At 42.4% G+C, this 23,415-nt stretch carries 26 protein-coding genes and 1 pseudogene; 18 read left to right on the plus strand and 9 right to left on the minus strand.

Features of this window, described 5'->3' with window-relative positions; genetic code table 11:
- Window positions 1–40 precede the first annotated feature (40 nt).
- A complete protein-coding gene (locus OQ279_RS15090; protein ID WP_266070836.1) occupies window positions 41–2,239 on the plus strand; it encodes a TonB-dependent receptor in 2,199 nt (732 codons plus the stop codon).
- A 3-nt stretch (window positions 2,240–2,242) separates the two neighbouring features.
- Here the strand turns inward: OQ279_RS15090 and OQ279_RS15095 are convergent, their stop codons facing one another.
- Window positions 2,243–2,968: a TerB family tellurite resistance protein gene (locus OQ279_RS15095; RefSeq protein WP_266070837.1), complete on the minus strand. Its 726-nt coding sequence runs from the start codon at window positions 2,966–2,968 to the stop codon at window positions 2,243–2,245.
- A gap of 147 nt (window positions 2,969–3,115) precedes the next feature.
- Here OQ279_RS15095 and OQ279_RS15100 point away from each other — a divergent pair, with 147 nt between their 5' ends.
- The 3 genes from OQ279_RS15100 (at window position 3,116) to OQ279_RS15110 (ending at window position 5,128) form a co-directional block, all read left to right on the plus strand.
- Window positions 3,116–3,526 carry a BrxA/BrxB family bacilliredoxin gene (locus OQ279_RS15100; protein WP_266070838.1) on the plus strand — a complete coding sequence of 137 codons (411 nt, stop codon included), beginning with the start codon at window positions 3,116–3,118 and terminating at the stop codon, window positions 3,524–3,526.
- Window positions 3,527–3,697: 171 nt separating this feature from the next.
- Window positions 3,698–4,438, plus strand: a complete 741-nt coding sequence (locus OQ279_RS15105) for a lysophospholipid acyltransferase family protein (protein ID WP_266070839.1) — start codon at window positions 3,698–3,700, stop codon at window positions 4,436–4,438.
- A gap of 21 nt (window positions 4,439–4,459) precedes the next feature.
- Window positions 4,460–5,128 (plus strand): HD domain-containing protein, encoded by a 669-nt coding sequence (locus OQ279_RS15110; protein WP_266070840.1) that lies wholly within the window; start codon window positions 4,460–4,462, stop codon window positions 5,126–5,128.
- Here OQ279_RS15110 and OQ279_RS15115 read toward each other — a convergent pair.
- The 8 genes from OQ279_RS15115 to OQ279_RS15150 form a co-directional block, all read right to left on the minus strand.
- The gene (locus tag OQ279_RS15115) at window positions 5,125–6,198 is read right to left on the minus strand and encodes a PA0069 family radical SAM protein (protein ID WP_266070861.1); all 1,074 of its coding nucleotides are present in this window, start codon (window positions 6,196–6,198) and stop codon (window positions 5,125–5,127) included. The genes OQ279_RS15110 and OQ279_RS15115 overlap by 4 nt on opposite strands.
- A 123-nt stretch (window positions 6,199–6,321) precedes the next feature.
- The gene (locus OQ279_RS15120) at window positions 6,322–7,104 is read right to left on the minus strand and encodes an enoyl-CoA hydratase/isomerase family protein (RefSeq protein ID WP_266070841.1); all 783 of its coding nucleotides are present in this window, start codon (window positions 7,102–7,104) and stop codon (window positions 6,322–6,324) included.
- Between the two features lie 6 nt (window positions 7,105–7,110).
- The gene (locus tag OQ279_RS15125) at window positions 7,111–8,520 is read right to left on the minus strand and encodes a sensor histidine kinase (protein ID WP_266070862.1); all 1,410 of its coding nucleotides are present in this window, start codon (window positions 8,518–8,520) and stop codon (window positions 7,111–7,113) included.
- Between the two features lie 84 nt (window positions 8,521–8,604).
- The gene (locus OQ279_RS15130) at window positions 8,605–9,153 is read right to left on the minus strand and encodes a CopD family protein (protein WP_266070842.1); all 549 of its coding nucleotides are present in this window, start codon (window positions 9,151–9,153) and stop codon (window positions 8,605–8,607) included.
- Window position 9,154: 1 nt separating this feature from the next.
- On the minus strand, window positions 9,155–9,448 hold the full coding sequence (locus tag OQ279_RS15135; RefSeq protein ID WP_266070843.1) for a type II toxin-antitoxin system RelE/ParE family toxin: 294 nt from the start codon (window positions 9,446–9,448) through the stop codon (window positions 9,155–9,157).
- The gene (locus tag OQ279_RS15140) at window positions 9,438–9,716 is read right to left on the minus strand and encodes a hypothetical protein (protein ID WP_266070844.1); all 279 of its coding nucleotides are present in this window, start codon (window positions 9,714–9,716) and stop codon (window positions 9,438–9,440) included. The genes OQ279_RS15135 and OQ279_RS15140 overlap by 11 nt, the downstream gene beginning before the upstream one ends.
- Before the next feature lie 55 nt (window positions 9,717–9,771).
- Window positions 9,772–10,803, minus strand: a complete 1,032-nt coding sequence (gene hemH, locus OQ279_RS15145) for a ferrochelatase (protein WP_266070845.1) — start codon at window positions 10,801–10,803, stop codon at window positions 9,772–9,774.
- Between the two features lie 94 nt (window positions 10,804–10,897).
- Window positions 10,898–11,788, minus strand: a complete 891-nt coding sequence (locus tag OQ279_RS15150) for an AraC family transcriptional regulator (protein WP_266070846.1) — start codon at window positions 11,786–11,788, stop codon at window positions 10,898–10,900.
- Window positions 11,789–11,998: 210 nt separating this feature from the next.
- On the opposite strand from OQ279_RS15150, the gene hemA reads away from it, so the two are divergent.
- The 14 genes and pseudogenes from hemA to OQ279_RS15220 form a co-directional block, all read left to right on the plus strand.
- Window positions 11,999–13,258 (plus strand): glutamyl-tRNA reductase, encoded by a 1,260-nt coding sequence (hemA, locus tag OQ279_RS15155; RefSeq protein ID WP_266070863.1) that lies wholly within the window; start codon window positions 11,999–12,001, stop codon window positions 13,256–13,258.
- Window positions 13,255–14,181 carry a hydroxymethylbilane synthase gene (hemC, locus tag OQ279_RS15160; protein ID WP_266070847.1) on the plus strand — a complete coding sequence of 309 codons (927 nt, stop codon included), beginning with the start codon at window positions 13,255–13,257 and terminating at the stop codon, window positions 14,179–14,181. Before hemA ends, hemC begins: the two co-directional genes overlap by 4 nt.
- Before the next feature lie 27 nt (window positions 14,182–14,208).
- The gene (locus OQ279_RS15165) at window positions 14,209–14,922 is read left to right on the plus strand and encodes a uroporphyrinogen-III synthase (RefSeq protein WP_266070848.1); all 714 of its coding nucleotides are present in this window, start codon (window positions 14,209–14,211) and stop codon (window positions 14,920–14,922) included.
- Window positions 14,923–15,032: 110 nt separating this feature from the next.
- A complete protein-coding gene (locus OQ279_RS15170; RefSeq protein ID WP_266070849.1) occupies window positions 15,033–15,584 on the plus strand; it encodes a hypothetical protein in 552 nt (183 codons plus the stop codon).
- A gap of 8 nt (window positions 15,585–15,592) precedes the next feature.
- Window positions 15,593–16,621, plus strand: coding sequence for a uroporphyrinogen decarboxylase (hemE, locus tag OQ279_RS15175; RefSeq protein WP_266070850.1), 1,029 nt, complete (start codon window positions 15,593–15,595; stop codon window positions 16,619–16,621).
- Window positions 16,622–16,623: 2 nt separating this feature from the next.
- Window positions 16,624–17,112 (plus strand): DUF6973 domain-containing protein, encoded by a 489-nt coding sequence (locus OQ279_RS15180; RefSeq protein WP_266070851.1) that lies wholly within the window; start codon window positions 16,624–16,626, stop codon window positions 17,110–17,112.
- 8 nt (window positions 17,113–17,120) lie between these two features.
- Window positions 17,121–18,023, plus strand: a complete 903-nt coding sequence (gene hemF / locus OQ279_RS15185; protein WP_266070852.1) for an oxygen-dependent coproporphyrinogen oxidase — start codon at window positions 17,121–17,123, stop codon at window positions 18,021–18,023.
- A 326-nt stretch (window positions 18,024–18,349) separates the two neighbouring features.
- Window positions 18,350–18,809, plus strand: a pseudogene (gene tnpA / locus OQ279_RS15190) (IS200/IS605 family transposase).
- Between the two features lie 40 nt (window positions 18,810–18,849).
- Window positions 18,850–19,815: a porphobilinogen synthase gene (gene hemB / locus OQ279_RS15195; protein WP_266070853.1), complete on the plus strand. Its 966-nt coding sequence runs from the start codon at window positions 18,850–18,852 to the stop codon at window positions 19,813–19,815.
- 28 nt (window positions 19,816–19,843) lie between these two features.
- Window positions 19,844–20,191 (plus strand): hypothetical protein, encoded by a 348-nt coding sequence (locus OQ279_RS15200; RefSeq protein ID WP_266070854.1) that lies wholly within the window; start codon window positions 19,844–19,846, stop codon window positions 20,189–20,191.
- Window positions 20,192–20,256: 65 nt separating this feature from the next.
- Complete coding sequence (locus tag OQ279_RS15205; RefSeq protein WP_266070855.1) at window positions 20,257–20,736, plus strand: hypothetical protein; 480 nt, start codon at window positions 20,257–20,259, stop codon at window positions 20,734–20,736.
- 354 nt (window positions 20,737–21,090) lie between these two features.
- On the plus strand, window positions 21,091–21,798 hold the full coding sequence (locus tag OQ279_RS15210; protein ID WP_266070856.1) for an SDR family oxidoreductase: 708 nt from the start codon (window positions 21,091–21,093) through the stop codon (window positions 21,796–21,798).
- Between the two features lie 18 nt (window positions 21,799–21,816).
- Window positions 21,817–22,935 carry an NAD-dependent epimerase/dehydratase family protein gene (locus OQ279_RS15215; RefSeq protein WP_266070857.1) on the plus strand — a complete coding sequence of 373 codons (1,119 nt, stop codon included), beginning with the start codon at window positions 21,817–21,819 and terminating at the stop codon, window positions 22,933–22,935.
- Between the two features lie 10 nt (window positions 22,936–22,945).
- Window positions 22,946–23,415, plus strand: a 470-nt coding sequence (locus OQ279_RS15220) for a hypothetical protein (RefSeq protein ID WP_266070858.1), incomplete at its 3' end; no start/stop codon positions are given.

Genomic DNA, 23,415 nt, shown 5'->3' on the forward strand with positions numbered 1-23,415 from the left:
AGTCAAACTGCAGAAATCACCGGCGTGGTAACTTATAAAGGTGACCCTGTGCCCCCTCGTTAATGTTTATCTTGAAGGCACCACAATTGGCACCACGACCAACAACAAGGGCGAATTTTTTATGAAAGCTCCCTTAGGTCACCATGAAATTATCTTACAGGCCATAGGCTTTAAGACTGTACAAAAACATCTTGATGTACTAAACCATGACCCTCAAAAACTGAATTTTTCCCTGCAGGAAGATGTTACCGGTTTAGACCAGGTTGTGATCTCAGCCAGCCGCAACGGGCAGCTTAGACATACCGCACCCGTCATAGTCTCTGTAACTTCTGAAAAAGAATTTAATGCTATCCAGTCTATCAGCCTTAGTGACGGACTCAATTTTCAGCCGGGGCTAAGAATGGAAACCAATTGCCAGAACTGCGGTTTTTCACAGGTACGAATGAATGGTCTTGACGGGGCATATTCGCAGATCCTCATTGACAGCCGCCCCGTCTTTAGCGCCCTTAACGGTGTCTACGGGCTTGATCAAATCCCGGCCAATTCTATTGAAAGAATTGAAGTGGTGCGAGGCGGAGGATCGGCACTTTATGGCTCAAATGCCATTGCCGGCACCATAAATATTATCACTAAAATTCCTACGGAAAATTATTATGAAATAGCCGGAAACCTTGCCGCCATTAACGCCGAAGCCGGCGACAGGGCTATTACCATGAATACTACGGTTCTTTCTGAAAACTACAACGCCGGGCTCAATGCCTACGGAATGTTTAGGGATCGCAATCCTTATGACCATAATGAAGACGGATATACCGAACTTACTACCGTTGAGAATAAAACCTTCGGATTTAAATCATTTTACACGCCGAATGACCGCAGCAGGCTAAGTCTTGATTTTCACACCACTCACGAATTCCGTCGCGGCGGCAATAAATTGCATCTTCAGCCTTTTGAAGCAGATATTTCCGAGCAGATTTCAAGTGAAGTGCTTGGAGGAGGGCTTACTTACGCGGCTTCTTCCAGGAGCAGGGACATTAGATATTCTGTTTACGCTACTACCCAACTTTCCAAAAATGACAATTTTTATGGGGGCCAGAGAGAAACTTCCGAAGAAAGCCTGAAGGGCTACGGCAATTCCATGGACAACACTTACCTGCTGGGAACACAATTTTCTTTTGATCAGGAGAATTTCCTTGGCTCACCCGCCACTTTCACTACTGGATTTGAATTCAAGAACAACCTCATGCGAGACCGCAAGCCCGGTTATAATGCGCACATCAATCAAAACCTGAACATTCTTGGCATCTACGCACAACAGGAATGGCAGGCGACCGGCAAATTTAAAATCCTGGGTGGCCTGCGTGCCGATTTTCACAACGCAACCGATGAAAATGTGGTGTTCAACCCACGAATAAATCTATTATTTTCTGAAAGTGAACATTTACAATTCCGGGCCAGCTACGCCAGGGGTTTTAGGGCGCCACAGGTTTTTACTGAAGATATTCACGCCAGGATCGGTGCAGGAGAAGTGAGCCTGGTCACATTTGCCGATGATCTTCAATCAGAAACCTCACATAGTTACCTGGCTTCCGCAGAATGGAACAAAACCACATTAGATGAAAATTACCGGCTCACGCTCGAAGCTTTTTACACCCGGCTACAAGACCCGTTTATTCTGGAGCGCATTTCTGAAACCACTTTCGAGAAAAGCAACGGCGAAGGGGCCAATGTTTACGGAATAAATCTTGATGTGGTTGTGGCTCCAAATGAAAACTGGATCTTGCAAATGGGCGGCACGCTTCAAAGATCCAAATACGATTTTCCTGTCCAATTTAGTAATGATCCTTCTGTACCTCTCAAAAATGCCAAAAATTTCTTTAAATCGCCTAATCTCTACGGAAATTTCATTCTTACGTATGCGCCTGTAAAGCAGTGGCAAAATAATATTTCAGGAGTCTATACAGGCAGCATGTATGTGCCTCACCTCGCAGGTTATATTGAAAATGATCGTCTTGAAAAAACTGAAGGCTTTATGGAGATCAACCTGAAAACTGCATATATCTTTAAATTATCTGAAGAATTTCAGCTTGAAGTAAATGCAGGGCTTCAGAATATATTTAACGAATACCAGCAGGATTTTGACCAGGGAATTGAACGGGATGCGAATTACGTCTACGGCCCCACCCGGCCCCGAACGATTTTCGTGGGATTAAAAATAGGAAACAGGCTGCTGCAGTAAATATTAAAAGCCTCTTCCCTTCTGTATTTGCTCATAAGCTTCCTGCACCTTTCGGAATTTTTCTTCGGCGCCCTTGATGTAGGCTTCATCCATATGCTGAATCTTGTCGGGGTGATATTTCTTGGCCATTGTTCTAAAGGCCTTTTTCACCTCGGCATCGGTTGCCGATTTATCGATCTCCAGAATTTTGTATGCATTATCGGTAGTTTTGAAGAACATGGCATAAAGACTCTCAAAATCTTTCGCCCCAATTCTCAAATGCCCGGCAATCTGTCTTATTTTTCCGGCTTCGGCCTGGCTCACATTGCCATCGGCGTTGGCTATACTAAACAAAAAGTGAACTATTTGTAAACGCGCCGCATACTGTGTACGGGCTGCTAAAAATGCAGAAATCCGCCTCTCGTCGAGTTCACGATCTTTTACAACCTCGTTAAAAGTGCGAAAAACGGCATTTGCACGATCTTTTCCGTAAGCCTGGACAAAGTAATTGCGCACATAATCCATCTCTTTCTGGCTCACCTGCCCGTCGGCCTTGATTACAATAGCCGACAGGGTTAAGAGATGAAGTTCAAAATCTCCGGGGGTTACACGCTCCTCTTCATTCGAAATTGTGAATCCGCCTTTGCGGTTGGTAAGAGCATCTATAAGGCTTCCTATAATAAATCCGAGGATGGCTCCACGAATACCATAAAACATAAAACCGACAAAAGCGGCAAACCATTTGATCATTAGGGTACTTTTGGGCTGCAAAGATAACATTTTACAACTTCTTTCTTTTAGCAGAGCAGCTTGCGAGGCTTTAACTTTCGAAAATTTATGCTCTTACTTTTATTTGGTATCTTTGTGTCTTTAGTTTTAACGAAAAAAAATTGATATATGTATCCACCCGAATTAGTTAAGCCAATGCGTGAGGATCTCACCAGTGTTGGGTTTGAAGAATTACATACAGTAGAGCAGGTTGATGAGGCAATTGCCAGAAAAGGTACTACCCTGGTGGTGGTGAATTCTGTTTGCGGTTGCGCCGCGGCAAATGCCCGTCCTGCAGCAAGAATAAGCTTGCAAAACAGCAAGAGACCAGACAATTTGGTCACTGTTTTTGCAGGAGTAGACCGTGAAGCTACAGAAAAGGCCCGCGATTATATGGTACCGTTCCCTCCATCTTCACCTTCTATGGCTTTGTTTAGAGATGGCGAATTGGTGCACATGCTGGAGCGTCATCACATTGAAGGTCGCCCTGCCGAACTTATCGCTGATAATCTTACTGAAGCTTACAACGAATTCTGCTAAGAACTGTTAGCTACTGAAAGTACAGCCTGTCAAAAATGTCATTTTTGACAGGTTTTTTTGTGCCATTACCTGAAGTACAACAAATATCCTGAAATAATCCATGCTGCCTGAATTCTGTTTTGCACGGCAGGAATTAAATGCAGAAATTGCAGCCTTTGCAAGCAAGTGAAAATGAAAACTTTCAAAAAGATCCTTTCCTACCCGCTGTCGGTAGTTTTTTACACCTTCTTTTTTCTCAACCTGCTGGTATTCCACCTCATACAATGGTTATGTTTTAACCTGGGAGGATATCAGCCCCACAAAAAGAGCGTTGACATCTTTAATTTCTTTTTGCTGCGCTGCCTCAATGTTCTTGGCACCCGCTTCAGCATAGAGAATGAATATAACCTGCCTACAGACAGACCGTGTATCTTCGTGGCAAACCACCAGGGTATGTACGATATTCCGCCTATCATCTGGCATTTCAGGAAACATCATCCCAAATTTGTGAGTAAGAAAGAGCTGGGCAGGGGGATTCCGAGTATCTCCTATAACCTTCGTCACGGCGGAAATCTTCTTATAGACCGAAAAAATGGTCGCGAGGCTCTGGTAAAAATGAGCAAATTTGCCGATTACCTCAACCAGAATAATAGATCGGCAGTTATTTTTCCTGAAGGAACCCGCAGCCGCACCGGGGCTCCCAAAAAATTTGCCGTCCAGGGTTTGCAGCTGCTCATCAAAAAAATGCCTGAAGCCGTTATTGTGCCCATTACCATCAACAACAGCTGGAAATTGTTTCGCTACGGAAGCTTTCCCATGGGCATAGGCGTTCACCTCAAGCTTAAGGTTCACGAACCGGTTTCAGCAAAATCAGATACTCCCGATGCCCTTGTGGCCCAGGTTGAACGCAGCATTACCGCCGACATCATCTAAAAATGCCATTTTTAACACCTTATGAATAAAGACCAGATCATTGCCAATACTGTTGATTTCGTTAAGGAAAAATTGAAAAATGCTGAAGGCGGTCACGACTGGTTCCATATTGAACGGGTATTCAAAAATGCCGAAATCATTGCCGCTTCCGAAGAAGTAGATGGGTTTATCGTGGCGCTTGGCGCCCTGCTTCACGACATTGCCGATTCCAAGTTCCATAACGGCGATGAAACTATAGGCCCCAGAATTGCACGACAATTCTTACACGAACAACAGGTGCGCGAAGATGATATTCTTCATGTAGAGAACATCATCAAATGGATTTCCTTTAAAGGAGGAAATGAAGCACAAGAATTTCGCTCTCCCGAACTTGATGTAGTACAGGATGCCGATCGCCTCGACGCTCTTGGCGCCATTGGAATTGCCCGTACCTTTAATTATGGCGGCCACAAGGGCCGGCCCATCTTTGATCCCGATGTAAAACCGAATCTCCACATGAGCAAAGAAGAGTACAAAGCTTCTTCAGCCCCAACAATAAATCATTTCTACGAAAAACTTTTCCTGCTTAAAGACAGGATGAATACCAAGACGGGAAAAAAATTAGCCGAAGAACGTCATGATTTTATGGTCGGGTTTCTTGAGCAATTCTATAAAGAGTGGGGACTACCCTCTCAAAAATGGCATTTTTAGAACAGCTTCATCTGGCCATCTTTATACTGCTCGTGCAAATCGCAATTTAAAACCGGGCGCCCCCTGTCTTTAAGGTAAAGCTTTCGGGCAATAGCAAACTGCTGCGCCACCTGGTCGGCTATGTTTCCATCTCCTTTCATTCGGGTTCCAAAGCGACTGTCGTTGAGATTTCCGCCGTGGCATTCTGCAATTTGATGCAACACTTTTTCAGCCTTTCCCGGCATGGCCTTCCTAATCCATTCTGAAAATACCTCTCCAATAGCCCCATTCAGTCGTACCACCGTATATCCCACTCCGTAGGCTCCTCTTTCTGAAATCTCTTTGACCAGGGGCAGGATCTCATGACTGTTTATAGATGGAATTATAGGAGCCATCATCACGCTTACCGGAATACCATGCGATTTCATCACTTCTATGGTTTGAAGTCTTTTCTTAATACTTGCGGTACGGGGCTCCAGGAGTTGCCGCGTACGTTCATCCAAAGAGGTGATGGAAAGATTCACCCGAACAAGGTTGTCCTTTGCAAGTTCTGCCAGAAGCTCCACATCCCGCTGAATTAAAGCATTCTTAGTAATTATGCCGACCGGATGCTTGTACTTGAGGAATACCTGTAACAACTTTCGGGTAATCTCAAGTTTGCGTTCTACAGGTTGGTAGCAGTCTGTGTTTCCCGAAAGCACAATGGGAGCCGCTTTCCAGCTTTTACTGCGCAATTTTTGCTCTAAAAGCTCCACCGCATTCCTCTTGACCAGGATCTTCTTTTCAAAATCAAGGCCCGCCCCATACCCCCAATACACGTGAGAATTTCGCGCATAGCAGTATACACACCCGTGTTCGCAGCCCTGGTATGGGTTTAGGGAATATTCCATCCCCACATCGGGACTGGTCACTTTATTTACTATGGTCTTGGGAAAAGTATCAATAAAAGAGGTTTTTGAAGAAGTTGCCTCTTCTCCTTCTGCCGCACAGTAGTTTAAAAAATCATTGCGAACTTCATAAGAAAGCGCATCAAATCTGTTCTTTACCTGATGTTGCGCCCCTCTTCCCTTGATAAACTCGTTCCCCTGCATAAGGGTCAAAAATAGGATTTTTTCCGAATAAATGGATAAACTCCAAAGTTAATTAAAACAAAAAAGCTCCGGATGAGCCCGAAGCCTTTTCTCAAATCTCATATTTAAAATCTGATATCTAAATTATTTCCCGGGAAAATCAGCCTTTCTTTTGTTTAAAAATGCTGAAGTTCCTTCCTTGAAATCTTCGGTTCCAAAAGAGCTTCCGAAGCCATCAATTTCCACTTCAAATCCATTAACTCCCACTTCATAATTGGCATTTACAGCCCGTATAGCTGCCGAAATTGCCACCATAGAATTGTTCATGATCTTTCCTGCAATTTTTTCAGCAAGCGGAATGAGATCTTCGGGTGCGGTAACGTGGTTTACGAGCTGGTAATCTAACGCCTGTTGCGCATCTATCATCCCTGCTGTCATAATCATTTCCATAGCCCTGCCTTTGCCCACCAGCTGCGGCAATCTTTGCGTACCTCCATAACCTGGAATTACTCCCAAAGAAACTTCAGGTAATCCCATTTTAGCTTTGTTGCTGGCAATCCTAAAATGTGCTGCCATGGCGAGTTCGAGGCCGCCGCCAAGGGCAAATCCGTTTATTGCAGCGATCACCGGCTTTGGAAAATTGGCAACCACATCAAATAATTTCTCCTGACCTTCAGCCGCGAGACGCCGACCTTCTTTTTGAGAAAATTCAGCAAATTCACTAATATCGGCACCGGCAACAAAAGCCTTTTCGCCGCTTCCGGAGAGAATGATCACTTTAATATCGTGGTCTTCCCTGGCCGATTCAAAAGCCTCGTTAAGCTCCTCTATGGTAGCTTTGTTGAGGGCGTTTAACTTTTTTGGGCGGTTAATGGTAATGTAGCCAATGTTGTTGTTCTCTTCGAACAGAATATTTTCAAAATTCATAATTAACTATTTTGGAAAATGCACCTTAAAGATAGTGCCTTTATTTAATTTAGACGAAAACTCAATGCTTCCGCCACAACTTTCAACTATGTTTTTCACCATGGCGAGGCCCAGACCCATTCCGCTGGATTTGGTGGTGAACTTGGGCTCAAAGACCTTCTCTTTATTCTCTTCGGAAATTCCCACCCCATTATCTGACACTATTAGGCAGGCACGGTCTTCTTCCTGGGTCACCGTTACCAGCACCGCCGGATGTTCCTCTTTTTCTACAGCCTGCACCGCATTTTTCACAAGGTTTGTGACTACCCGAATAAGCTGAGTACGATCAAACTTGGCCACTATTTCTTCTTTTTCCGAAGAAAAAAGGATGTAATCTTCATTGAAAATATCGAGTGCCAGTTTTACTATTTTTGGAACATTTAGCGTCTCATTTTGCTGCGCCGGCATCTTGGCAAAATTTGAAAAGGCCGAAGCAATAGAGCTCATCGTATCGATTTGCGTGATCAAGGTATCGCTGAACTCGTCTACCTTTTGCTGCATTTGCGGATCGTTGGGATCAAATTTTCTCTGGAAGCTTTGCACGCTTAAACGCATGGGGGTAAGCGGATTCTTGATCTCGTGCGCCACCTGTTTTGCCATCTCGCGCCAGGCCTGCTCGCGCTCACTGGTAGCCAGTTTGGCTGCACTTTCTTCCAGCTCGTCGATCATTGAATTATATGCCGCCACGAGCGTATAGATCTCTTCACTTACATTGCCAATCTCAATCTTTTGGTTCTTCTTGTCGAGCCGGGTTTGATGTATCCTTTCCGAAACTGTTTTTAAACTGCGGGTAATATATTTGGAAAGGAAGTAAGCCAGTAATATTGCCAGCACCAGCATAAACAAGTACACCTCGGTAAGCTTTACAAGAAAGTTTCTAAGGTCGCGGGTGATGAAGTAATCATCTTCGAGATACGGCAGGTTGAGAATGGCCAGGGGCCTGAATTTATTGTCGGTAATATAGGTGTAAGAAGACTGAAATCTTTTGTCATTTTTGACTGTTTGCCGAATGATCCTCTTTCTCGAGGACGATTCCAGCTGTTCAAGCACACTATTACTCAGCCGAAGATCGGTGGTGTCGGGGAAAAAAGACTGGTTTGATTTTAAGATGAGATCTCCCTCAAGACTGTAAATATTAATAGGCATATTGTGCACCTGGGAAATCTCATGAATCTTGTCCCGTTCCTTTAAAATAAGGTAGAGATTTTCTTCACTAACTTCATAGGTAGTACTCTCTACTACGAACTTGATATGCTCTCTTATTGCCTCTTCTTTGCGCTCAAGCCTTTCTTTATGATAATCCTGGGCTTCCTGCTTGTACTGCAGCACTGTTATTCCTCCAATAAGGATTGACGCCAGCAGCACCAGCACAATCATAGACAGGAATATTCGGGTTCTTAAAGAAAACTTCAAAAAAGATGGTTTTAAAATGCCAAAATACGCAACAATAATTGAACCGTTCTAATGCCCTTCGTTTCTTGTGCGTATACGTTTATACATTTTCACTCCCAGCATTAACATTGCAGCAAGTAAAAAGATGCCTATTAAGCCAAAGATCCAGTTAAACGCATCTTTAAGAATAACAAGAAATACTACCGCAAACAGGATAAGAGTTGACCCTTCATTCCAGAGCCTCATTTGGTTAGAAGTCCAGGTAGCTTTATCGCTTTGCAGTTGCTTAAAGATGTGATGACTTTTGCCATGATAGGCAAAAAGGAGCAACACAAAAGTAAGTTTTACGTGCATCCAGGGCATTTGGAGCCAGTCTGGCATCAGGATAAGCAGCCATACTGCAAACAAAGTAGCGAGTACAGCCGAGGGCCAGGTGATGATATACCACAACCTCCTGGTCATGATCTTTAATTGATCGCTTAAAATGCTCTTTTCAGGTTCGGGCTTATCAAGGGCTTCGATGTGGTAAATAAACAGCCTCGGAATATAAAAAAGTCCGGCGAACCAGGTGATCACAAAAATGAGGTGCAGCGACTTGATGTAATTGTAGTATTCCAATTTATGCTGAAGGTTTTTTATTGGGGTTTAGGTGTGTGTGGAAGATGGCAAAGATAAGCACCAAAGTGCCTGTCAACCTGTAAATCATCACATATGGAAATTTTTTTAAACCAATTTCTCTAAATCCCTTCCTTTTTAGTTGAAAAGCTTCAGGATTTGTCTTCAAATATTCGGTAGTGTTTTCAACTTCAGAAGTAAATTCATCTCCTAAACCTTTCTTTTGATCTTCATACCATGAATATGCTTTGAACAAATCTCGCTGAGCCTCCTCCCGGAATTTCACTTTATAATTCATAAGAATCGTTAAGATTCTTTTTGACTTCTTCCCACGTATATGATTTACCTCTGCTTTGAAGATGATCTTCGTACCTCCTCATCAACTCCTCCTCCTGTTCGGCAGAAATACTTAATTCTTGAGAAAGTTCTGTATATGCATCCAGGCCATACTCTTCACCGGCTTCAGAAACTCCAAAGAGTAATTCTTCTACCTTTTTTAAAATAACCTCATTCTCACAAGCGATTATCTTTTCCAGAAGTTCTAATTTTAACTTATCCTTTTCCATAGTATATCAAAGATAATGAAAAGCCCATTCTAAAGCTAAGGTGTCAAAAATGGCATTATACGGCTGCATTCTGGTGCGCCCACTCATCAATCCAGCGGGAGAGGACTTTCACCCAATCCTCGCGATCGTTTAAACAGGGCACCGTGGTGAATTTCTCGCCCCCGGCTTCTTCAAAGATCTCTTTTCCTTCCATAGCGATCTCCTCCAGCGTCTCCAAACAATCGGAAACAAAGGCAGGACATACAATAGCAAGGTTTTTCACACCCTCAAGCCCTTTTCTCTCAATAGTACGGTCGGTATATGGCTGCAACCAGGGATCAAACCCAAGCCTGGACTGAAATGAGACTGAATATTTGCCCTTTTCGAGCCCCAGGTGTTCGGCTACCAGCTTTGTGGTCTCATAACACTGGTGACGGTAGCAGAATTGATGTGCTGCCGAAGGCGTCTGGCAACAACTGCCATCTATCTTGCAATGCGAGTTAGTGATATCGCTTTTTCTAATATGCCTTTTTGGAACCCCGTGGTAAGAAAACAAAAGATGATCAAAATCTACCCCTTTTAAAGATTCTGAAATACTTGTGCTTAGCACACGAATGTAATCATCGTGATTGTAAAAAGCAGGAACTGAAGTAAACTGCATCTGCGGAAAATGCTTTTTCCGAAGCTCTTCTGCCAGCACCAGGATGGTTTCGGTAGTAGCCATGGCAAACTGCGGATACAATGGAAAGATCAGTACCTCATCTACCCCTTTTTCATGCAGCTCTTCGAGACCCGCTTTTATAGAAGGCTTCCCATAACGCATGGCCAGTGCAATTGGCACAGAAGTAAGTTCATCAACTTTCTCCTGAAGTCTTTCAGAAAGTACAATAAGAGGAGAACCTTCCTCCCACCATATTCTCTTATAAGCTTCAGCCGATTTCTTGGGCCTGGTATTCAGGATAATTCCGCGTACCAGGAGGGTGCGTGCCCAATAAGGAACATCAATTACCCTTTCATCCATAAGGAATTCATCCAGATATTTCTTTACATCTTCCGGATCTGTACTGTCGGGCGAACCCAGGTTCACCAATAATACTCCTTTACTCATCTGTTAAATTTGAAGCAAAAATACGATTATTAAATTCGGCTAAAAAGCTTCAGAAAAGCTCTAAAAAAATAGTTCTATTGAAGAAACTTATAGTTTAAGCTTCCGAAGAAAGCGACATGAGATATTTTTTTGGGGTAGTGCCGAATTTCTTTTTAAAAGCTGCGATAAAGTGGCTTGAGGTGCTATATCCCACTTTTAAACCTACCTCATTCACATTAAATTCACCCGAATCAAGTAGTTTTCTGGCCGATTCCATTTTGTAATCAAATAAAAAACTGAAAACCGAATCGCCGTATATTTGTTTAAAGCCTTCTTTTAATTTTTTAAGGCTTAAGCCAATTTCCCGTGAAAGCTCCTGTAACGAAGGTGGCTCGGCCATGTTGGCAATAATAATTTCTTTTGCCTTTCTAATTTTAAGCACATTCTCTTCGTCACTTAAAAAAGGACATTGTTCCACATTAGGTTCTTCAGATCGGTTGAAATAGAGGCTCAGCAATTCATAAGCTTTTGCCTTAAAATAGAGGTTTTTGATACTGGGCACCACATTGTAATTGGCAATTTGGTTTAAGACAATCACCATACCCGGCGTGAGCGGACTGTCTTTATAATATTGCTTATCGCGATTCTCAAGGCTGAGAAAACTCACGTAACCGGCATCTTCAGAAAAGAGGGCATGAAATTTCTTAAGGGAAATAACAATAGAGATCACCCAGCTCCCGGCCTGTAATTCCAGGTCTATTGGTAGGTCTCTTTTTGGGTTGTACAGCAGCAACGCATTCTCTTCAAGCAGCGGAATCTTGTAGTTCCCATTGTTGAAAAAGAACCTTCCTTCTCCTTTTCCTGAAAAGTGAAACTGTATAAAATTACTGTTGATATTCCGCTGAATCTTTACCCGCTCCTTTGACGGGTTTTGAAACCTGAGCAAGTAAAAACCTTCTTCAAGACGGGTTTTTTCAAAGGTACTTTGAGCGACATTTTCCTGCATGACAAAATTGGTTTTTTAGCAGCTTCTATTTAGAAACGTTCTAAACTAAAAAGCTAAGTTTCCATATTTCACAGGTAAAAATAGCCCAAATAAATGATTTTAATCACTTTTAGGGACAAAATCACGTGCAGCGACAAAAAATGTACTTTGAGCGTTGTTTTTTACTTTAAGCTTAGCTTAAATTTGCCCGTTAGAATGCTATTCAGGTACATGGAAGATTACAATATTTCTAGAGGAAAACATTTTTATACCATTGGTCTTAGTTACAAGAAAGCCGATGCCGAAGTAAGAGGCCACTTTAGCCTGGACGAAACCGGAAAGAAGAATTTGCTTGAGCAGGCAAAAGCTGAAGGTATCGACGGACTCATTGTTACCTCCACCTGTAACCGGACCGAAATTTACGGTTTTGCACAGCACCCGTTTCAATTGATCAAGTTGTTATGTGAGCATACACACGGTACCGTTGAAGAATTTGAAAAAGTGGCTTATGTTTACAAGAACAAAGATGCCATTTCTCACATGTTTAGAGTGGGTACCGGGCTGGACAGCCAGATATTGGGAGACTTTGAAATAATTAGCCAGATAAAATCGGCATTTATAGATTCAAAGGATATCGGAGTCTCAAATCCATTTTTAGAGCGGCTGGTCAATGCCGTGATCCAGGCAAGCAAACGCATTAAGAATGAAACAGGAATATCTTCGGGAGCTACTTCAGTAAGTTTTGCTTCAGTACAATATATTCTGAAGAATTTCGAAAATCCTTCAGAGCTCAATATTTTACTGTTTGGTACAGGAAAAATTGGCCGCAATACTTGCGAGAACCTTGTAAAACACACAAAGAACCACCAAATCACCCTTATAAACAGGACCAAAAACAAGGCAGAAAAAGTAGCCGGAAAATTTGATCTTACCGTTAAAGATTACGCCGATCTACAAGCCGAAATTAGGCAGGCAGATGTATTGATAGTGGCTACAGGAGCACAAAATCCTACCATTACCAAAGATCTTATCTTTAACAAGAAAGACCTGTTGATTTTAGATCTTTCTATCCCTAAAAATGTTTCTACTGATGTAGAAGAACTTCCGGGGGTTTCTCTTATCCACCTCGATCACCTTTCACAGATGACCGATGAAACCCTGGAAAGAAGAAAGGCCGCCATTCCCCAGGCTCATGAGATTATTACTGAAATGGAGGCCGACTTCAACTCATGGCTGGAAACCCGAAAATTTGCCCCTACCATAAAAGCTTTGAAAAAGAAACTGCGGACGATGAAAGATGCCGAAGTAGATTTTCAACGCAAAAAGATTGAGAACTTTAATGAACGGCAGGCCGAAGTACTTGGAGATCGTATCATTCAGAAGATCATGAACCAGTTTGCCAATCACTTAAAAGGCGATTCGAATAGTACCGATGAAAGCCTGGAGTTGATCCAAAAGGTTTTTCAACTTGAAGAAACCGCCAAGAGATGAGCAGGGTGATTCGTATAGGTACGCGTGACAGCGAACTGGCGCTGTGGCAGGCAAATGCCGTTAAGAATGCGCTCGAAAAGCTGGGCCATGAAACTAAACTGGTTCCGGTAAAATCTCAGGGAGACCTGGTGCTGGATAAGCCCCTTTACGAATTTGGCATTACCGGTATTTTTACTAAAACCCTCGATGTCGCCATGATCACAAATCAAATAGACATCGCCGTGCATTCCATGAAAGATGTTCCTACCGCACTACCGCAGGGCATTGTAGAGGCTGCGGTCTTAAAAAGGGCAAATACACACGACATTTTGGTTCATAAAGGAACCGATTTTCTGAATGACGACGACGGTATTATTGCTACCGGAAGCCTGCGCCGACAGGCACAATGGTTACACAAATATCCTAACCACGAGATCGTAGATTTGCGTGGCAACGTCAATACCCGGCTCCAAAAACTGGAAGACAGTACCTGGAATGGCGCTGTGTTTGCAGCGGCAGGCCTTGAGCGTATAAATTTAACCCCCGAAGCTTACTTAGATCTCAAATGGATGATCCCCGCCCCCGCACAGGGAGCCATGCTGGTGGTAGCAAAGGAAGATGATGAGTTTTGCAGAAAAGCTCTTGCTGCTCTAAATCATGAATCTACAGCAGTTTGCGTGCATATTGAAAGAGAATTCTTACGAGTACTGGAAGGTGGTTGTACTGCCCCGATTGGTGCACTTGCTACCGTTCAAGACGGGACGGTGCATTTTAAAGCTGCACTTTTCAGCCTTGACGGGCAGGAGAGAATTGGGGTAGAAAAAGAAATTCCGGTTTCTCAACACAAAGGTTTCGGTCGTAAATGTGCCGAAGAAGTATTAAGCGCCGGCGGTGATGTGCTTATGCGCAAGATCAAGGAAGAGGTAAACAACACCAAGGGCTAACTTTTTGGCCACCAATCATAAAGTCTTTTGTTTAATAAAAAAGAAAGTCACGGGAGTAAGCAATCACTTTCTAAAGAGAGAGCGGACATTAGCGTACTTTCTACAAAAAAACTGACTTCGGGCCAGAGAGAACTACTTTTGAATAAAGGAATAGGCCTCGTAGAAACTGATTTCATTTCAATAGAACCTTTAGACTTTGAAATAAAAACCCTTCCCGAAAATGTCATTTTTACGAGCAAGAATTCGGTAAGAACAATACTTCAGCATTCTCGGATGAAGGAAATTCAGCAGAAAAATATCTTTTGTGTAGGTGAAAAAACTGAAGCCTTTCTAATACAGCATGGCTTCAGGGTGTCAAAAATGGCAAATTATGGGGCCCTTTTGGCTTCAGAAATTATTGAGAGCCACAGCAAAGAAAATTTCCTGTTCTTCTGCGGAAAAAAGAGGCACGCCGAGCTTCCGGAGCGATTAAGATCGGCAGGGGTAAAACTCACCGAAATAGAAGTATACGACACCCTTTTGGTGCCAAAAAAAATAGATCGTATCTTTGAGGGAGTGCTGTTTTTTAGCCCCAGCGCAGTGCGAAGTTACTGTGCAAGTAATAATTTAAAACCCAGCATAGCTTTTTGTATTGGAACAACAACAGCTTCCGAAGCAAAGAATTTTACAGAAAATGTGGTCATCGCCAGCACACCGACTATTGAAAATGTCATTGTACAGGTGGTGAAGACTTTAAAATAACACTGGTGGCATACCTGCAGGGTTTTCAAAACCTTGTAGGTATTTGAACCGTATAAATATGAGACCTACAAGGTTAAAAAAGACCTTGCAGGTCTGGTGAAGTAGAAAAAATGAAACTTGAAACGTTAGAAAAAGATTCGTTTTATCACCTCTATAATAGAGGTATCAATAAGGCGAACATTTTTTCTAATGAAGAAAACAAAAGATATTTTCTCAAACAGTACAACAAATATTTAGCTGAAAAGGTTTCAACCTTTGCATATTGCCTGCTTCAAAACCACTTTCACCTAGTTGTGAGAATTGAAAAAGAACCTAAAGATGTTATTCAAAGCTTTTCTAATTTCTTTAATCCTTATGTCAAATCTTATAACAAAGCAGAGAATAGAACCGGTAGCCTGTTTGAAAAACATTTTAAACGAATTAAAGTAGATAGTGAAGATTACTTAAGGCAACTAATAATCTACGTAAACTTAAATCCTCTTATCCATTTTAATAAAGATTTTAAAACCTATGCTTTTTCTTCATATAAAGAAACCTTAGCCGAATCTTCTAAAATTGTGAAAGAGGAAGAAATTTTGGATCTTTTTGGAGGAAAACAAAATTTTCAGGAAGTTCACGATATACGCAGGCTTTATTTGTCTGCACAACTAACATTCGAATAATAAAAATTATGATAAAAAACGATCTTTTTCTTCGAGCTTTAAAAGGTGAAACTGTAGAGCGACCGCCGGTGTGGATGATGCGCCAGGCAGGAAGATATTTGCCCGATTTTATGAAGCTCAAGGATAAGTACGATTTCTTTACCCGCTGCCGCACCCCCGAACTGGCTACAGAAATTACTGTAATGCCAATTCACCAGGTAGGTACCGATGCCGCTATTTTGTTCAGTGACATTTTGGTGGTACCACAGGCGATGAACATTGAGGTACAAATGAAACCGGGGCTGGGGCCATGGCTTCCCAACCCAGTGAGAACAACGGCTGATGTTGAAAAAGTGATTGTTCCCGATGTTCATGAAACTTTAGGTTACGTTATGGAGGCCGTCAAAATGACCAAGAAGGAGCTCAATAACGAGGTGCCGTTAATTGGTTTTGCAGGTTCTCCCTGGACAATTTTTTGTTATGCGGTACAGGGACAGGGTTCCAAAAACTTTGACATTGCAAAGAAATTCTGTTTTACCAATCCGCAGGCTGCCCATACCCTGCTTCAGAAAATCACTGATACAACTATAGCTTATCTGAAAACAAAAGTAGAGGCTGGTGTTGATGCAGTGCAGGTATTTGATTCCTGGGGCGGCATGCTTTCTCCCAAAGATTATCAGGAATTCTCATGGAAATATATTCAGCAGATCATCGATGCGCTAAAAACGGAGATCCCGGTAATCGCCTTTGGAAAAGGCTGCTGGTTTGCCCTTGATAGTATGGCAAAGTCGGGCGCTTCTGCACTTGGCGTAGACTGGACCTGTTCCCCGGAAATGGCAAGAAAACTAACGGGAGGCGAAATCACCCTGCAGGGAAATTTTGACCCGAGTAGGCTTTATTCGCCACCTGCTCAAATAAAACAGATGGTACACGACATGATCAACCAATTTGGAAAAGACAGGTATGTTGTGAATCTTGGCCACGGGATTTTACCCGATATTCCTGTTGAAAATGCCATCGCTTTTGTAGAAGCCGTGAAGGAGTATAAAGTTTGGTAAAAGTGGTAGTAGGTAAAAGAATAACAAGCCTTAGGTTTAGCGAACTGGTTATTCTTGTAAAGGTCTTTTTAAAACACCCTGTTTACCTTATTCCCACTTACAGGGCTACTAATAAAACGATAAAGATCTGTAACCAGTTGTATGGAAAGCTACATCATGAAAACAACAGGACCAATGCCTTTCGCCATGCACTCTGGAACTACCTTATATGCACGTACTGTGTTAACGCAGCCGGATCATTGGAGGAGGCTACCCACTGGAGTAAAATAATTACCGATCTTCATGAACGGCTTTCACCAAATGAAGGTCTTGCCAAAGCAATGGACCTTCACAACAACAAGATTGGCAGGCAGTTATTCAGAAGTAATTCTGAAGAAAAGGAAAAAATTGTACCTGTGTTACAAAAAATGATGACCGAAGCAGTAAGGGTTACAAGCCTTAGAGAAGTTGAAGAAGAGAATTATAAACCGGTATTCATAGAAGAAGTCTAACCCTAAAGATGAAGGAGAAATTTTACGCATATATACAGGACCTGCAAGATCGTATCACGGCCAATCTTGAAGCCATTGACGGAAAAGCAGTTTTCAAAGAAGATCTTTGGCACCGGGAGGAAGGCGGTGGTGGCCGCACCCGGGTCATTGAAGATGGAAATGTATTTGAAAAAGGCGGAGTGAACATCTCCAAAGTTTTTGGACCACTCGCCCCTGCCATGCAAAAACATTTTGGAGTGGGCGATGTAAATTTCTTTGCCTGCGGAATAAGCCTCGTGCTACATCCAAAAAGCCCTATGGTACCAACCGTACATGCAAACTGGCGCTATTTTGAAATGTATGACAAAGATGGAAATACGGTAGATAGCTGGTTTGGCGGCGGACAGGATCTTACTCCTTATTATCTTTTTGAAGAGGATGCCCAACATTTTCACAAGGTGTGTAAAACTGCCTGCGACCGGCATGATGCCACTTTTTATTCTGAATTCAAGGAAAAATGCGACAACTATTTCTGGAACTCCCACCGGGATGAAGCCAGGGGAATTGGCGGATTATTCTTTGATTATTTAAGGCCTTCTGAAGAAAAGGGTAGCGAAGAATGGTATAATTTTGTAACCGATGTTGGAGACAGCTTCCTGGAGGCTTATCTTCCCATTGTTGAAAAAAGGAAAAGCCTCTCTTTCACCCCCAATCAGCGTAACTGGCAGGAGATAAGACGGGGCCGTTATGTAGAATTCAACCTGGTGCATGATAAAGGCACGCTCTTCGGATTAAAAACCAACGGACGAATAGAAAGTATATTGATGAGCCTTCCTCCGCATGTGCAGTGGGTATATGATCATCATCCCGAACCCGGAAGCGAAGAAGAAAAACTTGTAGAGGTGCTTCGTCATCCAAGATCGTGGACCTGATATGTCGCTCCTCTGGAGCTCATAATACGAGATGCTTATATTACTAAAAATATATCGCCTCTCCGAGGCTTAAATTCTTGAGTAGATTTTAATCTATGGAAGGATCAAAATTACTCTCAAGAAGCAGTAAAAACAGATTTTCACCGCAGAAAATTTCTCCGGAATGTTGATGGTGTTTTTGCTCGTTAGAAAAATTATTTAATCTAAAGCTCTTTGAAGATTTAGATATTTTAAATTCGATAGGGAGAATCTGAGCTCCAGAGGAGCGAAATATTTATAGATTAGATTCATTAAAATCAAAAAAGCTCCAGAGGAGCGGCATAACAATGGCCGATATTTATTCCAAAATATACATTCATGTTATTTTCGCTGTTAAAGGTCGACATAGCCTAATTTCCAAAAATTGGGATGACGAACTCTACTCCTATATTACGGGTATAGTCAAAAATAAGGGTCAAAAGTTGCTACGAATTAATGGAATGCCAGACCATCTTCACCTTTTAATTGGAATCAAACCCGACTTGTCTCTATCAAGTCTTATTCGGGATATTAAATCAAATTCATCCCGTTTCATTAATGAAAAAGGCTGGATAAACGGCAAATTTGAATGGCAACAGGGCTTCGGTGCTTTCAGTCTTGGCCATTCCCAATTGACATCGGCAATTACTTATATTGAAAATCAGAAGGAACATCATAAAAAAAAGTTCCTTCCAGGACGAGTATGAGAATTTCCTGAAGAAATACAATGTAGAATATAAGCCGCAATACCTTTTTAAAGCACCATAATAATAATACAAATTAAACAGTAATAACCGAATCTCATATCATGTTAATAAGAAACCGCAGACTTAGAACAAATGAAGTAATAAGAGGCCTTGTGAGGGAAACTTCACTTACTCCAAATGATTTTATAGTTCCTCTTTTTGTTGTGGAGGGAAAAAATATAAAGGAAGAAATTGCATCAATGCCTAATTACTTTAGGTACAGCCTTGACCTCCTGGAAAAAGAAGTAAAAGAACTCTGGGATCTTGGCTTAAAATCGGTACTCATCTTTGTAAAAGTGCCCGACAACCTCAAGGACAATAAAGGAACTGAAGCTTTAAATAAGGATGGCCTAATGCAACGGGCAGTGAAGACCATCAAAGATGCCGTACCCGAAATGCTGGTAATGACCGATGTCGCTCTTGACCCCTACTCTTCTTACGGCCATGACGGTATAGTTGAAAACGGGTACATTCTTAACGACCCCACAAAAGAAGTCCTTGCAAAAATGTCACTTTCGCATGTGCAGGCAGGTGCCGATTTCGTTGCGCCAAGTGATATGATGGATGGCCGCATAAAAGCCATCAGAGAACTTTTGGAGCAGGAAAAGCATTTCAACGCAGGGATTTTAAGCTACAGTGCCAAATACGCTTCAGCTTTTTATGGTCCGTTTCGCGATGCCCTAGATTCGGCACCGGGATTTGGAGACAAGAAAACTTACCAGATGGATCCTGCCAACAGAGAGGAAGCCATTAAGGAAACGCTGCAGGATATTGAGGAAGGCGCCGACATGGTGATGGTAAAACCCGGCCTGTGCTACCTGGATATTGTGCGGGAGATCAAAAATACCGTAAATGTACCCGTTGCGGTTTACCAGGTGAGCGGAGAGTACTCGATGCTTAAAGCAGCGGCCGAAAAAGGCTGGCTTGATCATGATGCCGTTATGCTCGAACAGCTCACAGCTATTAAAAGAGCCGGTGCACAAATGATTGCAAGTTATTTTGCTAAAGATGCTGTCAAACTTTTATAACGGTCTACTTTTTGAGTAACTTTGGCTTGTGCAGCAGCAGCCTAAAATAACAATAAAACTACTGGTCCTCTTCCTTGCTTTTTTCAGCATTGGAGGGGGATCAGGATATGCTTTTAATTTTTCTGAAGTACATGAAGAGCAATCGTCTTCTTCCGAAAAATTAGCTGCTGCCAATCCGCTTTCAGTGGCCTACAGGGAGAATTTGTTCCAGGAGCTTCCCGAGCTTCAGCAAAACCCCTGGCCCGCCATTTCTTCTTTAGGATTTAATTCTTTTAGCCTTTGCGAAAATCCATCAGGGGCATCCTATTTCAGCTTTAATAGAGATTTACGAAAGGATTTAAAAATTCAGCTTTTCCCCAAACATTTTTTCTTGTGAACGCCATCCTTTTTTGCAAAATATCAGGATAACATAATAAATCGTTCACAATAAATTATATAAAAATGGATACAGCATCCACCCTAATGGGTTTGGGACTACTAATCTTATTCATAGCTCCCGTTGGTTACCTCGTTTACAACCAGTCACACAAAGAGAAAAAACGAGCTAAAAAAATGGCATTTTTGGCAAGTAAGAAAGGCTATAATCTTGATGAAACTGAGAATACTCATGGTTTGTCTATAGGTCTTGATAAAACTGCCGGAAAGTTCCTCCTTTTGAGGTCTGCTGAAAAGGCCGATCTACAGGAAATCGATCTTAAAGACCTAATGAAGATTGAGATCATCAAGATTGATGAAGATGAGAAAAACACTCAGGCTCTCGATGAGATAAGAGAGATCTCTCTCCTGCTGAAAAGCAAAAGCAACGAAGACAAAAGGCTTATTTTTTATGCCGAGGAAGAAGATCCTGTTACCGAGAAAAATAATCGGCTGGACAGGGCTATAAAATGGCAAAAAGCTCTTCAGAAGTATTGTAAGTCATAAAAAATATTCGAATTTGAATGAAAAGAACAGGAGCCAAAAGAGCTCCTGTTCTTTTTTTTTTACAGCTTCTTCAACCGTGACTGCTGCTGCCATTATTAAGAAATATCTGACGTATTTATCCCTTCCCACGGCTGCTGATCCTGGCTTGAAAGTCCAGTGAAATATAGGGGTTTAAGAATGTTTTAGGTTTGTTTTAGTAAAATTTCACAGGCTCCTCATGTACCTTTGAAAATATCGGGCGGTGAGGAAACTCAGCCCTTTTTTTTCCGCAGAACATATCTCCCCCTTCTGTACTTCTGCCGGAAAAAATAACTAAAAGGTTTTTCTTATATAAACTGAAATAAACTCAACTAAATGAACCAAAAAACTACTTCCAAAATAGCACTTGTTACGGGCGGAAGTAGTGGCATTGGCAAAGCAATAGCCCAAAAGCTGAGCAAAGAAGGGGTAAGAGTGGTTGTAGCCGACTTTCAAAAAGGGCATTTTAAGGAGGAAAACATTCAGTTTCGCCATTGCGATGTAAGAAAGGCTGAAGATATTGATGAGCTCTATGCCTGGACCACAGAGAATGTAGGCCATCCCGATTATCTCATCATAAATGCAGGACAGGGTATCAAAGAAAAACTTTCTGAAGGAGACCCCGAAAAATGGAAGGCAGTACTGGAGACAAACCTACTGGGCCCTCTTAGGTGCATACGGGCATTTACCCCCAACATGATCTCTAAAGAAAATGGGAATGTGGTATTCATTTCTTCAGTTGCGGCCAACCAGCCTCACGCTTATGGGGGCATTTACGCGGCTTCAAAAAGTGCACTGGAGATGATCGCTGAGACATTAAGGCTGGAAACCCTGCCACACATTAATGTTACCGTGGTTAGCCCCGGCATAGTAGACACCTCCTTTTTTGAACATGAGATCTCAGGAAATGCTTCCGTAGAAGAGATGGGAATGAGTGCCATACATCCGCAGGAAATCGCAGAAGACGTGTGGTATGCGCTCAATAAGAAAAAGGGAACCAGCATAAATAAAATCACCACCAGACCATTATTACAAAACTTCTAACCAATCAAAACCAACCAAATGCAGAAGAAAATATTAATAACCGGAGGAGCAGGATTTATAGGGTCTCACCTTGCAGATGAATTCTTGAAGGAGGGATATACAGTGAGGGCCCTGGACAATCTGTCTGAACAGGTGCATGGAGAAAATGCTATCCGCCCCGATTACCTCAACCCAAATGTAGAACTGCAAATAGGAGATGTGCGCGACAAAGCGGCTGTTGAAAAGGCTCTTGAAGGCATAGATGCCGTGGTACACCTTGCAGCGATGGTAGGAGTAGGACAAAGCATGTACCAAATCAAAGACTACACCGATGTTAATAACGTGGGAACAGCCGTACTTATGGAGGCTTTGATGGACAACCCGGTAGAGAAATTAGTTACTGCATCAAGCATGAGCATCTATGGGGAAGGCCTTTACCTCAATGAGGCCGGGGAGAAAAGGATGGACTGTGAACGCAAACTTGCCGATCTTAAAAACGGACAATGGGAAATGTATGACAGCAATGGGAAAGAGCTACAACCTGTTCCGACTCCCGAGTCTAAAACCCCTAATCTTTCTTCGGTGTACGCCCTTTCAAAATACGATCAGGAACGGCTAAGCCTTATTACCGGCAAAGCTTATAACATACCCACCACAGCGTTGCGGTTCTTTAATGTCTATGGAACCCGCCAGGCGCTGTCTAACCCTTATACCGGTGTACTTGCAATTTTTGCTTCCCGCCTGCTTAATGACAATCCGCCAATGATCTTTGAAGATGGTAAACAAAAGCGTGATTTCATTCATGTAAAAGATGTAGCCCGTGCCATTCGCCTGGCTATGGAAAAACCAGAAGCCGATGGAGAGGTATTTAACGTGGGCAGCGGTAACCAGTACAGCATCCTTGAGATTGCAGATAAACTTGCAGGTGTAATGGGTAAAGAAAATATTAAAGCTGAAGTCACTGGAAAATATAGAGTTGGCGATATAAGACACTGCTTTGCAGACAATACCAAGACAAGAGAGAAACTGGGATTTACTCCCGAAGTGAAATTCGAAGATGGCCTTTACGAACTTGCTGAATGGCTCAAAACCCAAATAGCCACAGACAATGTGAGCAAAGCAAGCAGCGAATTGTCTTCCAGAGGTCTAACCGTGTAAAAGAACAGCTATGAACGTAAAGAAGAATCTAAATAATAATACTCCTTCCCTCGGCATTCTGGAATGGTTTAGGCCCGGGGAGTACGAGGAAGTGAAAGCCGCGATAGAAGATTTCAAAAAACTTGGAATTAAACACCTGCGTACAGGGATTTCGTGGGCCGACTGGTATGTAGAAGGTACAGAGGAGTGGTACGACTGGCTCTTTGCCGAACTTGCTCCACACGTAGAGATACTGCCTTGCTTCCTTTATACGCCACCATCAATTGGTGAGATGCCGAAGACCTCGGCACCGCCTAAAGACCTTAAAGCCTACGCCGATTTTATAGATACTATGATCACCCGGTACGGGGAATATTTTGAATGGGTTGAACTGTGGAACGAGCCAAATAACAAGGTGGAATATGATTTTACCCTTGATTATTCCTGGAACAAATTCTCTACCATGATAGGCATGGCGGCACATTGGGCTCAAAAAAGGGG

It is taken from the genome of Salinimicrobium profundisediminis, from assembly GCF_026241755.1.
Classification (GTDB): domain Bacteria; phylum Bacteroidota; class Bacteroidia; order Flavobacteriales; family Flavobacteriaceae; genus Salinimicrobium; species Salinimicrobium profundisediminis.

Excerpts from the sequence above, each read along its gene's own strand:
- OQ279_RS15215 (WP_266070857.1), top strand. The coding sequence starts at position 21,817 with ATGCAGAAGAAAATATTAATAACCGGAGGAGCAGGATTTATAGGGTCT.
- hemC (WP_266070847.1), top strand. The coding sequence starts at position 13,255 with ATGAGCAGGGTGATTCGTATAGGTACGCGTGACAGCGAACTGGCGCTG.
- OQ279_RS15095 (WP_266070837.1), bottom strand. The coding sequence starts at position 2,968 with ATGATCAAATGGTTTGCCGCTTTTGTCGGTTTTATGTTTTATGGTATT.
- OQ279_RS15170 (WP_266070849.1), top strand. The coding sequence starts at position 15,033 with ATGAAACTTGAAACGTTAGAAAAAGATTCGTTTTATCACCTCTATAAT.
- OQ279_RS15205 (WP_266070855.1), top strand. The coding sequence starts at position 20,257 with ATGGATACAGCATCCACCCTAATGGGTTTGGGACTACTAATCTTATTC.
- OQ279_RS15115 (WP_266070861.1), bottom strand. The coding sequence starts at position 6,198 with ATGCAGGGGAACGAGTTTATCAAGGGAAGAGGGGCGCAACATCAGGTA.
- OQ279_RS15125 (WP_266070862.1), bottom strand. The coding sequence starts at position 8,520 with ATGATTGTGCTGGTGCTGCTGGCGTCAATCCTTATTGGAGGAATAACA.
- OQ279_RS15110 (WP_266070840.1), top strand. The coding sequence starts at position 4,460 with ATGAATAAAGACCAGATCATTGCCAATACTGTTGATTTCGTTAAGGAA.
- OQ279_RS15105 (WP_266070839.1), top strand. The coding sequence starts at position 3,698 with ATGAAAACTTTCAAAAAGATCCTTTCCTACCCGCTGTCGGTAGTTTTT.
- OQ279_RS15210 (WP_266070856.1), top strand. The coding sequence starts at position 21,091 with ATGAACCAAAAAACTACTTCCAAAATAGCACTTGTTACGGGCGGAAGT.
- OQ279_RS15135 (WP_266070843.1), bottom strand. The coding sequence starts at position 9,448 with ATGAATTATAAAGTGAAATTCCGGGAGGAGGCTCAGCGAGATTTGTTC.
- hemB (WP_266070853.1), top strand. The coding sequence starts at position 18,850 with ATGTTAATAAGAAACCGCAGACTTAGAACAAATGAAGTAATAAGAGGC.
- OQ279_RS15120 (WP_266070841.1), bottom strand. The coding sequence starts at position 7,104 with ATGAATTTTGAAAATATTCTGTTCGAAGAGAACAACAACATTGGCTAC.
- OQ279_RS15140 (WP_266070844.1), bottom strand. The coding sequence starts at position 9,716 with ATGGAAAAGGATAAGTTAAAATTAGAACTTCTGGAAAAGATAATCGCT.
- hemE (WP_266070850.1), top strand. The coding sequence starts at position 15,593 with ATGATAAAAAACGATCTTTTTCTTCGAGCTTTAAAAGGTGAAACTGTA.
- OQ279_RS15100 (WP_266070838.1), top strand. The coding sequence starts at position 3,116 with ATGTATCCACCCGAATTAGTTAAGCCAATGCGTGAGGATCTCACCAGT.
- hemA (WP_266070863.1), top strand. The coding sequence starts at position 11,999 with ATGGAAGATTACAATATTTCTAGAGGAAAACATTTTTATACCATTGGT.
- hemF (WP_266070852.1), top strand. The coding sequence starts at position 17,121 with ATGAAGGAGAAATTTTACGCATATATACAGGACCTGCAAGATCGTATC.
- OQ279_RS15150 (WP_266070846.1), bottom strand. The coding sequence starts at position 11,788 with ATGCAGGAAAATGTCGCTCAAAGTACCTTTGAAAAAACCCGTCTTGAA.
- hemH (WP_266070845.1), bottom strand. The coding sequence starts at position 10,803 with ATGAGTAAAGGAGTATTATTGGTGAACCTGGGTTCGCCCGACAGTACA.